A 13,017-nucleotide genomic window follows, 5' to 3' on the forward strand; every position below is an offset into this window, starting at 1 on the left:
GGCCTGTCCAGCCCCCGGCATCGTGTCCCCATCGGCCGGCGGCCATCGCGAGGGCAGCGCGGCGATCGCGCCGCGAGCGGGAGCCCCCCATGTCTCGTTTTGAGAGGCCGACACCGCTGCATGATCGGTTGCGCGATGCCACATCCGCTACAACGCAGGACGGCGCAATCGCCTCACCCCACCAACCGCATCCCCGACCGCCGTCGCTGCGTCCGATACCCATCCGCCTTCACGTCCATCCGCTCGAAACGGTGGATGGCAAGGCCGGGGATCGTGGCGATCGCGTCCACCTGATCCGCGCCCAGGCTGAACATGTCCCCCAGGAATATCCGTGCCGCCTGCCCACCGGCCAAGGGGGCGCGCAGGAACACCTCGCTCCGCCCGCCGCCCGCTTTCGCCAGCAGCGCGGCCAGCGCCTCGACCGCCGCCACCGTCTCACAGTCCACGACCAGCTCCATCCGCGAAGCACTGGCGATGCTGCGGAACGGCTCGACCCCGCGCACCGTGACGCGCGGCGTTTCCTCACCCGGCAGCCGGTCCAACTCCACGATCAGCAGCGCGCAGTCCCCGTCCCGCGCCAGTTCCTCGATCGCCTTGCACGCCGGCTCGTCGAAACAGCTCGCCTGAAACTGCCCGCTCTGGTCGGAAAAGGTCGCGTTGGCGTAGCGCGCCCCGCGCTTGGTCTCGCGCCAGCGCACATCCTCGACCATCGCCGCCATGATCGTCATCGCCCGCCCTTCGGCATTGGGCGCGGGCATCGGCGACTGGCACACGAGGCCATAGCTCCTCGCCCCCCGCGCCTCTGCCAGATGGCGGTAGCGGTCGACCGGGTGGGCGGAGAAATAGAAGCCGAACGCCTCCTTTTCCTGCGCCATGCGGTCTGCCACGGTCCAGGCCTGATGCGGGGGAATGCGCACATCGGCATGGGGCGTCTCGACGTCGCCGAACAGGCCGCCCTGCCCGCTTTCCCGCGCCGCCGCATTGCTGGAGGCGACCGACAGGATCGTCTCGGCGGCGGCATGGACCCCCGCCCGGTCAGCATGGATGCCATCGAACGCGCCGGCCGCCGCCAGGCTTTCCAGCTGCCGCCGGTTCAGCAGGCGCGGCTCGATGCGGTCGGCGAAATCGTCCAGCGACTTGAACGGCCCGCCCTTGTCACGCTCCTCGACGAGCTGCTCCATCGCCTTCTCGCCAACGCCCTTCAAGCCACCCAGCGCATAGCGCACCGCAAAGCCGAGCCGCGCGTCCTCGCCCTCATGTGAAACCGACTCGACGGAAAAGTCGGCCTGGCTGCGGTTGATGTCGGGCGGCAGGCAGGTAAGCCCCATGCGCCGCATGTCATCCACGAACACCGTCAGCTTGTCGGTCAGATGGATGTCGAACGCCATCGACCCGGCGTAGAATTCCGCCGGATAATGCGCCTTCAGCCACGCCGTCTGATAGGCGAGCAGGGCATAGGCGGCGGCGTGCGACTTGTTGAAGCCATAGCCCGCAAACTTGTCGATCAAGTCGAACAGCTCGTTCGCCTTGGCCGCCGGAATCTCACTCTGCGCGGCGCAGCCCTCGACGAAGCGGGACCGTTGCGCGTCCATCTCCGCCTTGACCTTCTTGCCCATCGCGCGGCGCAGCAGGTCGGCGTCACCCAGGCTGTAGCCCGCCAGGATCTGCGCGGCCTGCATCACCTGTTCCTGATAGACGAAGATGCCGTAGGTCTCTTCGAGGATGGGCTTCAGGAGAATATGCGGATACTCGATCTCCTCCTGCCCGTTCTTGCGGCGGCCGAACATCGGGATATTGTCCATCGGGCCGGGGCGATAGAGCGAGACCAGTGCAATGATGTCGCCGAAATTGGTCGGCCGGACGGCCGCCAGCGTCTTGCGCATCCCTTCCGATTCCAGCTGGAACACGCCGACCGTGTCGCCGCGCTGGAGCAGTTCATAGACCGCCGGATCGTCCCAGGCGAGCGTGTCGAGATCGACATGCACCCCGCGCGCGCCGAGCAACTGCACCGCCTTCTGCAGGACCGAAAGTGTCTTAAGGCCAAGGAAGTCGAACTTCACAAGGCCGGCGCCCTCGACATATTTCATGTCGAATTGAGTCACCGGCATGTCGGAGCGCGGATCGCGATAGAGCGGGACAAGCTGGCTCAGCGGCCGGTCGCCGATGACCACGCCGGCGGCATGGGTGGACGAGTGGCGCGGGAAGCCCTCCAGCTTCATCGCATAGTCGATCAGCCGGCGGACCTGATTGTCATTATCATATTCGGCGCGAAACTCGCTGACGCCGTTCAGGGAGCGCTCCAGCGTCCAGGGATCGGTCGGGTGATTGGGCACCAGCTTGGCGAGCCGATCGACCTGCCCATAGCTCATCTGGAGCACGCGGCCGGTATCCTTGAGCACCGCGCGAGCCTTGAGCTTTCCGAAGGTGATGATCTGCGCGACATGATCGGACCCGTATTTCTGCTGGACGTAGCGGATCACCTCGCCCCGCCGCGTTTCGCAGAAGTCGATGTCGAAGTCGGGCATCGACACGCGCTCGGGATTGAGGAATCGCTCGAACAGCAGCCCCAGTTGCAGCGGGTCGAGATCGGTGATGGTGAGCGCCCAGGCGACGAGCGACCCCGCGCCGGAGCCACGCCCTGGCCCCACCGGGATGCCATTGTCCTTCGCCCATTTGATGAAGTCGGCGACGATCAGGAAATAGCCCGGAAAGCCCATCTGGATGATGATGTCGGTTTCGAACCTCAGCCGCTCATAATAAGGCTGGCGCGCCTCCGCGCCGATGATCCCGGCCTTGTCCAGCCGCGCCTCCAGCCCGGCGGCCGCCTGTTCCCGCAGCATCGCCGCCTCGCCCTCGATATCGCCGGCCAGGCTTGGGAGGATCGGCTTGCGCTTGGGCGCGGCGACCGCGCAGCGCTGCGCGACGACCAGCGTATTGGCCAGCGCCTCGGGCAAATCCTCGAACAGTCGCTTCATTTCGCCCGCCGGCTTCATCCAGGCATCGGGCGAACTGGTGCGCCGGTCGGCGGTATCGACATAGGCGCTGTCGGCGATGCAGAGCATGACATCATGCGCCTCATGGAAATGCGGTTCGGCGAAACAGGTCGGGTTGGTCGCCACCAGCGGCAGATTGCGGGCATAGGCCAGATCGAGCAATGCCGCCTCGGCCTTGTCTTCCGCCGGGTCGAGCCGGCGGCAAATCTCCACATAAAGTCGATCGGGAAACAGCGCCTCCAGCCGCTCGGCATAGGCGATGGCCGCTTCAGGCTGATCCTCCGCGAACAACCGCGCGATCGCCCCTTCGCCGCCCGCCGTCAGCGCGATGAGGCCATCGGTGCGCCCCTCCAGCGCGTCGAGCGTGACATGGGGCACTTCCTCCACCGGCCGGTCGAGATGCGCCATCGACACGAGCGCGCAGAGATTGTCATAGCCCGCGCCATCCTGCGCGTAGAGTGCCAGCCAGTCATGCACGGGCGCCGCATTGGCCGGCCGCCCCGGCCGCAGCACGCCCAGCATCGCGCCGACGATCGGCTGTACCCCTTCATCCTTGCAGGCGTCGGAAAAAGCCATGGAGCCGTAAAGGCCATTCCGGTCGGTGATCGCCGCCGCCGGAAAGCCCAGCGCCTTCGCCTGCTTGGCGATCTTCTTGGGGTCGATCGCGCCTTCGAGCATCGTGAACGAGGAAAAGACGCGAAGGGGTACGAAGGCGGCGTGCGGCATGGCCCTATGTGGCCCGCCCGGCGATCCAATTCTAGTCCCCTCGGCGCGAAAGCTGTGGACAATCGCCGGCGTCAGGCCTGTTCCAGCCGACCTTCATGCAGCCGGACCACGCGGTCCATCCTCGCCGCAAGCCGCTCATTATGGGTCGCGACCAGCGCCGCCGACCCTTCCTGCCGCACCAGCCGCAGGAACTCCGCCAGCACCACGTCCGCCGTGCGCTCGTCCAGATTGCCGGTCGGCTCGTCCGCCAGCACAAGGGCCGGCCGGTTGGCCAGCGCCCGCGCCACCGCCACCCGCTGCTGCTCGCCGCCCGATAGCTGGCTCGGCCTATGGTCGAGCCGGTGCCCAAGGCCCAGCGCGGTCAGCAGCGATTCCGCCCGCGCCCGCGCGGCGGCTGGCTCCACATCGCGGATGACCTGAGGCAGCACGACATTCTCGGTCGCGTTGAAATCGGGCAGCAGATGGTGAAACTGATATACGAAGCCCAGCGCGTCGCGCCGCAGCCGCGTCCGCCCATCATTGTCGAGCTTCGCCGCTTCTTCGCCGCCAATGCGGATCGACCCCTCGAATCCGCCCTCCAGCAGGCCGACCGCCTGCAACAGGGTCGACTTGCCCGACCCTGACGGCCCCAGCAAAGCCACGATCTCGCCCGGCCCGACATTGAGGTCGACCCCGCGCAGCACATCGATGGTCACGCCGCCCTGGGTGAAGCTGCGGGCAAGGCCCGTGACGTGCAAAATCTCACTCATAGCGCAGCACCTGGACGGGATCGGTATTGGCGGCCTTGAAGGCCGGGTACAGCGTCGCAAGGAAGCTGAACAGCAAGGCCATGACGCAGATGATCGCGATCTCGATCGGATCGGGCTTCGACGGCAGTTCGGTCAGGAACCGGATCGAGGGATCCCAGAGATTCTGCCCCGTCACGAACTGGATCGCGTTCACGACGCTCTGCCGGAAGAAGAGGAAGGTGAAGCCCAGCACCATCCCCGCCGCCATGCCGAGCGCGCCGATGGTGACGCCCACGGTCATGAAGATTTTGACGAGGCCGCCCCGGCTCGCCCCCATCGTCCGCAGGATGGCGATGTCGCGCGTCTTGGCGCGGACCAGCATGATGAGCGAGGAGAGGATGTTGAACACCGCGACCAGCACGATGATCGACAGGACGACGAACATCGCCACCCGCTCGACGGCAAGCGCCTCGAACAGGCTGGCGTTCATCTGCCGCCAGTCGGTGATGACCGCACGCCCCGCCACCTTGCCGGCGAGCGGCTCCAATATCTGCCCGACCCGGTCGGGGTTGACCGTCTCCACCTCGATCATGCTGACGACATCGTTTAGCAGCAGCAGCGTCTGCGCGTCCTCGATCGGCATGACCACGAATGCCTTGTCATAGTCATAGACGCCGACCTCGAAGATCGCCGCGACCTGATAGCTGATCTGGCGCGGCACCGTACCGAACGGGGTGGAGCGTCCCGCCGGGTTGATGATGGTGATGCTGTCGCCGAGCTGGATGCCGAGATTTTCCGCGAGCCGCGATCCGATCCCGACCTTGCCGGCATTGGCGGTCAGCGCGTCGAGATTGCCGGCGACGATCTTGCCCTTCAGCGTCTTGTTGTCGCGAATGTCGGGCACGGTCATGCCGCGCACCAGCACCGCCTCCACCCGCCCCTGGAAGGTGGCGAGAAGGGGCTGCTCGATCAGCGGCGTGGCACTGGTGACGCCCGGCGTCGCCTTGGCCTGTTTCAGCACCGACTGCCAGTCGGGCAGGCGACCGCCATAACCCTGCACCACGGCATGGCCGTTAAGGCCCACGATCTTGTCGAACAACTCCGCGCGAAAGCCGTTCATCACGCTCATGACGATGATAAGAGCGGCGACTCCGAGCATCACCGCCACCAGGCTGATCCCCGCCACCAGGAAGATGAACCCCTCGCCCTTGCCCGGCAGCAGATAGCGTTTGGCGATCATGCGTTCATAACGGTTGAGAATCATGCGGCGCGCGCGGCCCTTCGCTGATGGAGTGGTGCCGCTCTAGGCGGCGGGCCGTTCAACGGCAAGCATTGCCGAATTGTTGCATCCCCGCCACAGCGCCGGACGCAAAATCACAGCGCCCCGATTTTGGCCGTGACAGCCCCCCGCGCCAGGCATAGCAAGACAATCGAAGCACAGGTAAATGGCCGTGGTTCAGGGATACTGCATCCCGCTTCGAGCTTAGGGGGCTAAGAAGCGGTCGAGGCAGGCCAAGGGGGAGACGAGCAATCGTCCATTAAGCACCCGGATCGTGATGGCACGGTCCGGGTGCTTTTTATTGCGGCCCGATCCTTACTCCCGCGGCAATGCGTTGGCGATGGGACAAAGCGTCCTACCCGCGTCTCGAAAGCGTCGCGCCGCATCCTCTTGAAACCCGATTGTCCTCAACCATATCCGTTCCGTCCGGTCGCCAAATGGGGCCGGGCATCGTATCGCCGGACGCCGGTTTCGGGTTCGGCTTGTTCATTTTGCTCTTGGGAGATTATGACAATGCGTGGATTTGACCTGACCCCCTATCGCCGCTCGACCGTCGGTTTCGATCGTCTGTTCGACCTCATCGAAAACAACGCCCGGTTGCAGCAGAGCGACAATTATCCGCCCTTCAACATCGAGCGCCTGTCCGAGGATCGCTATCGCGTGACCCTTGCCGTCGCGGGCTTCCGTCCCGACGAGATCGACATCACCGCGCAGCAGAACCTACTCCAGGTCGTCGGTCGCAAGGATGACAGTGCGAACGACCGCTCGAAGTTCCTGCACGTCGGCATCGCCAACCGCAGCTTCGAACGCCGCTTCGAACTCGCCGATTTCGTGCGGGTGGAAAAGGCGGACCTCGCCGATGGCCTGCTCGTGATCGAGCTGGTGCGTGAAGTGCCCGAGGCGATGAAGCCCAAGAAGATCGCCGTCAACGGCGGTCAACTGGTCGACATCAACGCCCAGGATCGCAGCGCCGCCTGATCGGCCATCCTGAGCGACATGGAGGCGCGGCCTGTACGGGCCGCGCCTTTTCTATTTCTCTCACCCGCAGCCTTCGACATAGGCAAGCACTGGCATCATCCCGACATGGATGAACTTGACCTTGCCATCTTGCCCGATTTCGAAGCGCAGCGCGGATGATCCCCCCGCCGCATTGGGGGCGGTCAGATATTTGGCCGGAGCGTCTTCATATTTATGCGGCTCTGCGCGGAAGCCGCCAAACCATTTTTGGACATCCCGCTCGGTCGCGCCCACCCCAATTCCCTCGGCCAACTTCACGTCGGACTGAGAGCCGACGGTAATGCGCTGCACTTTTCCGTCGGTAATGATCGCATAAACGCCGGGATAGTCGGGTGACGAGACGGTGCGGCAGGAGCCATCTTCTTGAGCGCCTCGCTGCACCCAGCTGCCCTTGGCGGGTATCGGCCGGCCGACACGCAAATCGCCCAGCCCTTCCAGGCCGATAACGCGCGTTTCAGCGGGGAGCATCTTGGTCTCGGCGGCATTTGCACCGGCCGCATTGTCAATGGTCGGTGCGGAAGCGTTGGCGCCCATGGTCTCCGACGTCGCGGGGGCACCGGTGTTGCCGCTACTGCTGTTGCCGCCGTCCGATGTCGGCGAGCAGCCGCCCATCAGGATGACGAGGGATAGTGTAAGGGGAAGATGATGAAGATGATAGCGCATGCCGCCTTAATCGCCGAACATCGTGCGGGTTCCCTGTCGGCGATCAGGCGAGCGGTGGGCGCGTCGGTCAGATTTCGACCTGACTGCCCAGTTCGACGACGCGGTTGGTGGGCAGGCGGAAAAATTCCATCGCGCTTTCCGCATTGCGCAGCATCCAGGCAAAGATCTTCTCACGCCACAGCGGCATCCCCGGCTTGGCGGACGGCAGCAGGGTCTGGCGCGCGAGGAAGAAGCTCGTGTCCATCATCTTGAACGCCTGGCCGCAGCCGGTGATTTGCTTAAGGGCAGCGGGCACGTCCGGTTCCTGCATGAAGCCATATTGCAGCACCATGCGGAAGAAGCCGCGGCCCAGATCCTCCAGCTTGCAGCGGCCGTCATCCTCGACCACAGGCACATCCTTGATCTTCACCGTCAGCAGGATCACGCGCTCGTGCAGCACCTTGTTGTGCTTGAGGTTGTGGAGCAGCGCATGGGGAACGCCATCGGGCGTCGACGTCATGAACACCGCCGTGCCCGAAACCCGCACAGCGCTGTTGGCGGCGGACGCGACGAACACCGGGATCGGCATCGCCGCTTCGCGCAGCCGGTCCTGCACCAGCCGCCGGCCGCGCGACCAAGTGGTGAGCAGGGTGAAGACGATGAAACCGATCAGCAGCGGCACCCAGCCGCCGTCGGGCACCTTGGTCAGGTTCGCCGCCAGATAGGCGCCGTCCACGAGGTAGAAGACAGCCAGAAGCGGCGCGGCATAATACCATTTCCACTGCCACAGCCGGTAGAGCACGACGGTGAGCAGCACATTGTCGATGAACATCGCGCCGGTCACCGCGATGCCATAGGCGGCGGTCAGGTTGGACGATGTCTTGAACGCCAGCACCAGCGCGATCACCATCACCATCAGCCCCCAGTTGATGAGGGGGATGTAAATCTGCCCGGCGGTCGACGCGCTGGTATGCTCGATCCGCAGGCGCGGCATGAAGCCCAGCTGGATCGCTTGCTGCGTCACCGAGAAAGCGCCCGAAATCACCGCCTGCGACGCGATGATCGCCGCCAGCGTGGCCAGCACGATCAGCGGGAGCTGGCCCCATTGCGGCGCGAGATTGTAGAAGGGGCTGTGCAGCGCCGCCGCGCCTTCGCGGAACAGCAGAGCGCCCTGCCCCATATAGTTGAGCATCAGCGCGGGCAGCACGAAGGCGAGCCAGGAGACGCGGATCGGGCTGCGGCCGAAATGGCCCATATCGGCATAGAGCGCCTCCGCCCCCGTCACCGCCAGCACCACCGACCCCAGCGCCAGGAAGGCGGGCATCGGATCGGTGACGAAGAACATGAACGCCCAATAGGGATTGAAGGCGAAGAGAATGCCCGGCGTCTTGATGATCGAGAGGATGCCGAGCGTGGCGATCGTCACGAAATAGGTGAGCATGATCGGGCCGAAGAAGGAGGCGACCCGGTTGGTTCCCAATCCTTGAATCCAGAACAGCCCCAGAAGGATCAGCACCGCGACCGGCAGGATGGCGGGCGCCAGGTCGCTGTTATAGACCGCCAGCCCCTCGACCGCGGAAAGCACCGAAACGGCCGGGGTGATCATCGAGTCGCCGTAGAAGAGCGCGGTGGCGAACACCCCCAGCAGCACGATCCCGCGCGACCAGCGCTGGGTGCGGGTCTGGCCGTTGATCAGCGCCAGCAGCGCCAGGCTGCCACCCTCCCCCTTATTGTCGGCGCGCATGATGACGCTGACATATTTGAGGGTCACGACCAGCATCATCGACCAGAACATCAGGCTGATGACGCCCAATATATGGTCGGGATCAAGGTCGAGCTTGTGATGCCCGGCGAAGGTTTCGCGGAAGGCGTAGAGCGGGCTGGTGCCGATGTCGCCGAAGACGATGCCGATCGCGCCGACGACGAGCTTCAGCGTCGCCTTCTGCCGGCCATGGCCGTGCTGGCCCGGCTCCTCATCGGAAGAGGACGCCGCATTCGGCAGAAGATCAGCCATGGAGGAAGAACCAAATGGTCATCGCGCACCCGGCTGACGGAAAGATCATGCCCCGCATCGCCGCGCGCCCTATCACGCCGTCCGGGCCGGCGCAATCGGGCTGCGATGCGTTATCGGGGGCTCGCCAGCATGGCGTCGATACGCGCGATGTTCGCCTCCAGTTCCGCCTTGACCTGGCTGTCGGCCGGCGCGCTGGCCGCGAGCGGCGCCCACAGGTCGCGCGCGGCCTGAAGGTCGCCGGCGCGAGCGAGCGCGAGGCCGTAGAAATAGCGCGGCGCGGGCGCGTCCGGCGCGAGTCCCAGCGCGCGACGATAGGCGAAGGCGGCGCCGGGCGACACCGCGCCCTCACCATGGGCGACCAGCGCATTGCCAAGGCCAAGCCAGAGATTGGGATCGTCGGGCGTGGCGCGAAGGCCGGAGAGCAGCACGTTGGCCGCGTCCTTGGTCTTGCCCTGCCGGGCCAGGCCATCGGACAGCATCAACCATTGCGCCGCGGGGCCGAACCGCTCGGCAAGGCCGCGCCGCTTTTCGGCCAGTGCCTCGTCGAAGCCTTCCCGCTTCGTCTCGCGCACTTGGCGCGGCGCGCCGGCGATGCCGGGATGCCCCTGCCAGGCGTAGCCGGCGAGGCCGAGCAGCAGCGCGGCGGCGGTGATCTCCCGCGCTGAACGGGGAATGCGGCCGACAAAGAGCAGAGCGGCGAAGGCCAGCGCCGCGCCGGCAAAGGCGATGATCCAGCCGGTCATGGCCGCTTCCCCCGCTTGATCCGGCCGCGCAGCAGCAGCAGCCCCAGGCCGAGCAGCAGCAAGGGCGCGGCCCAGAGCGGCCAGAGGATCGGCGCGGCGGTGGGTTCGTAGCTGACCCAGTCGCCATAGCGGGAAATCAGCCATTGGCGGATCGCTTCGGGCTTCTCCCCGGCCATGATCCGCTCTCGGATCTGGGAGCGCATGTCGCCCGCCATGCTCGCGCCCGAATCGGCGATCGACTGGCTCTGGCAAGTCAGGCAGCGGATCGTTTCCATCAGCGCCTTGGCCTGCCGCTCCTGCGCGGCGTCCGGTATCTGGCGGTCGGCCCAGGGCGCCGGGGGAAGCGCCGTCTGCGCGAACAGCGGAGCGGCGAGCAGCATCAGCAACAGGGCAATCAGCCGCTTCATTGCGCGTCCCTCAATCGATCGAGGATCATCGGCACATCGTCGGCGCGGATGTCGCCGATATGCTGGTAGGCGATGCGCCCCCGCCCATCGATCACGAAACTCTCAGGCACGCCCGAGGAGCCGAGCGCGATCTGGACCGCGCTGCGGGCGTCGAGGCCGACGCGGGCATAGGGATTGCCGTAGCGGGCAAGGAAACGGTCGACATCGGGCCGGGCGTCGCGGATGGCGATGGCGTCGATCTCGACGCCGGCCTGCTTGAGCGCCATCAGCTGGGGCGCTTCCGCGGCGCAGGGGACGCACCAGCTGGCGAAGATGTTGAGCAGGCGCGGCTTGCCGGTCGCGAGCTGCGCGCTGGCGAGCGGCGGACGGTCGCTGGCGGCGGCGGGGAGCGTGAAGGCGGGGAGCGGCTGACCGACGAGGCGCGAATGGATGACGCGATCGTCGGGACGGAAGAGGCCGCTCGCGAACAGGCCGACGAAGGCCAGCAGCAGCGCGAGCGGCAGCCAGATGAAGAGGCGCCTCACGCCAGCGCCCCCCGCGCCCGCCATTTCGCCAGCCAGCCGCGCTTTTCCCGGCCAATGAGCGCCAGCGCGCCGCCCAGCGCGATCAGAATGCCGCCGAGCCAGATCAGGGTGACGAACGGCTTCCACCAGATTCGCATCTGCCAGCGGCCGCCCTCCACTTCCTCGCCCAGCACGACGTAGAGCTGGCCGTTCCAGCGGGTCAGCAGCGCGGCTTCGGTGGTGGTGGTCGGCGGCGCGGCGAAGAAGCGGGACTGGGGGTGGATCGCCACCGGCGCGCCGCCACGGTCCACTGTCATATCGGCCTGAAGCGCGGTCCAGTTGTCGCCGGCCATGGGGAGGATGCGGTCGAAGCGGAGCGTCCAGCCGGCCGTCCGGATCATATCGCCGGGGCGGGCGGCGACCAGCTTTTCGACCGTGAAGGCCGAATCGCACGCCATGCCGGCCAGGCTGACGGCGCAGCCAAGGTGCGCGATCACCATGCCCCAGGTGAACAGCGGGGTGCGCAGCAGCTTGCGGCGCAGCAGCGGCAGGACACTGGCGCATCCGGTGAGGATCGCCACGAAAAGGCCGAAAAACGGCAATATGCCGATGCGATACCCGGCCAATATGAACAGCGAGCTGAACACCAGAATCGCGATCACGACGGGCGCCCAGACTCGTTTCGATATCGAAACAAGATCATCCCGCCGCCAGCGCATCATTGGCCCAACCGCCATGACGAGCATCAGCGCGAGCGCCAGGGGGCCGGCGATCCGGTCGAAATAGGGCGCGCCGACCGACACCTTGTGCCCGAACGCTTCGGTCAGCAGGGGATAGAGGGTGCCGATAAGCACGATGCCGAGGATGACCGAGAGGAGGAGGTTGTTGACCACCAGCGCGGTTTCGCGGCTGACCAGCTCGAACGGCGCGCCTTCCCGGACCGACCCGATGCGCCAGCCGAACAGCGCCAGTGCGCCGCCGATGTAGATGGCCAGCAGCGCCAGGATGAAGCTGCCGCGTGAGGGATCGACCGCAAAGGCGTGGACGCTGGTGAGGATGCCCGAGCGGACGAGGAAAGTGCCGACCATGGACATCGAGAAGGCGACGACCGCTAGCATGATCGTCCAGGCGCGCAGCCCGTCGCGGGTCGCCAGCACGGTAACGCTGTGGAGCAGCGCGGTCGCCGCGAGCCAGGGCATGAGTGAGGCGTTTTCCACCGGATCCCAGAACCACCATCCGCCCCAGCCCAGCTCATAATAGGCCCAGTAGCTGCCCGCCGTGATGCCGAGCGTCAGCAGCACCCAGGCGCCGAGCACCCAGGGGCGCATCGCGCGGGCGAAGGCGGCGTCGACAGTGCGGGTCAGCAGCGCGCCGACCGCGAAGGAGAAAGCGACCGACAGGCCGACATAGCCCAAATAGAGCGTCGGCGGGTGGAAGGCGAGGCCAGGATCTTGCAGCAGCGGGTTCAGCCCCTGCCCGTCCGGCGGCGGCGGGTCGATCCGGGCGAAGGGGTTGGAGGAAAAGAGCAGGAAGGCGTAGAAGCCGAGGCTGATCGCCGCCTGCGCGCCCAATGTCGCCATATGGGTGGCGCGGGTGAGCGCGCGTTCGAACAGAGCGACGGCGGCTCCCGCGACGCCCATCACCGTCACCCAGAGCAGCATCGACCCTTCATGATTGCCCCAGGTGCCGGCGAATTTGTAGAGCCAGGGCTTGGCCGAATGGCTGTTGGTCGCGACCAGCAGCACCGACATGTCGGAGCGCAGGAACAGGGTGATGAGCAGCGTGAAGGCGATGACGGTCAGCAGCCCCTGCGCGACGGCGGCGGGGCGGACGGCGGCGAGCAGGTCGGGCTTGCCGCCGTTCAGGCCCGCGAAGGCGAGGAAGAGTTGCAGCAGCGCGAGGGCTGCCGCGAGCCAGAGGGCGGCGAGGCCGGCTTCGGCGATCATGGGCGCGACCATCCTCCCC

10 protein-coding genes are annotated in these 13,017 nt (G+C 66.2%); 1 reads left to right on the forward strand and 9 read right to left on the reverse strand.

The genetic code is table 11. The annotated features are described in order from the left end of the window. Positions 1-173 precede the first annotated feature (173 nt). From dnaE to ACETPF_RS02315, 3 genes are all read right to left on the reverse strand, one after another. The gene (gene dnaE, locus ACETPF_RS02305; RefSeq protein ID WP_373932648.1) at positions 174-3,719 is read right to left on the reverse strand and encodes a DNA polymerase III subunit alpha; all 3,546 of its coding nucleotides are present in this window, start codon (positions 3,717-3,719) and stop codon (positions 174-176) included. Positions 3,720-3,790: 71 nt separating this feature from the next. After that, positions 3,791-4,468: an ABC transporter ATP-binding protein gene (locus tag ACETPF_RS02310; RefSeq protein WP_373932649.1), complete on the reverse strand. Its 678-nt coding sequence runs from the start codon at positions 4,466-4,468 to the stop codon at positions 3,791-3,793. Then, complete coding sequence (locus tag ACETPF_RS02315; protein ID WP_373932650.1) at positions 4,461-5,711, reverse strand: lipoprotein-releasing ABC transporter permease subunit; 1,251 nt, start codon at positions 5,709-5,711, stop codon at positions 4,461-4,463. Before ACETPF_RS02315 ends, ACETPF_RS02310 begins: the two co-directional genes overlap by 8 nt. 522 nt (positions 5,712-6,233) lie before the next feature. On the opposite strand from ACETPF_RS02315, the gene ACETPF_RS02320 reads away from it, so the two are divergent. Continuing rightward, positions 6,234-6,704 (forward strand): Hsp20 family protein, encoded by a 471-nt coding sequence (locus ACETPF_RS02320; RefSeq protein ID WP_373932651.1) that lies wholly within the window; start codon positions 6,234-6,236, stop codon positions 6,702-6,704. A 60-nt stretch (positions 6,705-6,764) separates the two neighbouring features. Here the strand turns inward: ACETPF_RS02320 and ACETPF_RS02325 are convergent, their stop codons facing one another. The 6 genes from ACETPF_RS02325 to ACETPF_RS02350 all read right to left on the reverse strand — a co-directional run bounded on the left by ACETPF_RS02325 (position 6,765) and on the right by ACETPF_RS02350 (position 12,998). Continuing rightward, positions 6,765-7,406: a hypothetical protein gene (locus ACETPF_RS02325; protein WP_373932652.1), complete on the reverse strand. Its 642-nt coding sequence runs from the start codon at positions 7,404-7,406 to the stop codon at positions 6,765-6,767. A gap of 67 nt (positions 7,407-7,473) precedes the next feature. Then, positions 7,474-9,399, reverse strand: coding sequence for a potassium transporter Kup (locus ACETPF_RS02330; protein ID WP_373932653.1), 1,926 nt, complete (start codon positions 9,397-9,399; stop codon positions 7,474-7,476). 110 nt (positions 9,400-9,509) lie between these two features. Next, positions 9,510-10,142 carry a tetratricopeptide repeat protein gene (locus ACETPF_RS02335; RefSeq protein ID WP_373932654.1) on the reverse strand — a complete coding sequence of 211 codons (633 nt, stop codon included), beginning with the start codon at positions 10,140-10,142 and terminating at the stop codon, positions 9,510-9,512. After that, positions 10,139-10,549, reverse strand: coding sequence for a cytochrome c-type biogenesis protein (locus ACETPF_RS02340; RefSeq protein WP_373932655.1), 411 nt, complete (start codon positions 10,547-10,549; stop codon positions 10,139-10,141). Before ACETPF_RS02340 ends, ACETPF_RS02335 begins: the two co-directional genes overlap by 4 nt. Then, positions 10,546-11,097 carry a redoxin family protein gene (locus tag ACETPF_RS02345; protein ID WP_373932656.1) on the reverse strand — a complete coding sequence of 184 codons (552 nt, stop codon included), beginning with the start codon at positions 11,095-11,097 and terminating at the stop codon, positions 10,546-10,548. Before ACETPF_RS02345 ends, ACETPF_RS02340 begins: the two co-directional genes overlap by 4 nt. After that, positions 11,070-12,998: a heme lyase CcmF/NrfE family subunit gene (locus ACETPF_RS02350; RefSeq protein WP_373932657.1), complete on the reverse strand. Its 1,929-nt coding sequence runs from the start codon at positions 12,996-12,998 to the stop codon at positions 11,070-11,072. Before ACETPF_RS02350 ends, ACETPF_RS02345 begins: the two co-directional genes overlap by 28 nt. Positions 12,999-13,017 lie beyond the last annotated feature (19 nt).

The organism is Sphingobium agrisoli (assembly GCF_041877245.1).
In the GTDB taxonomy this organism is placed as follows: Bacteria; Pseudomonadota; Alphaproteobacteria; order Sphingomonadales; family Sphingomonadaceae; genus Sphingobium.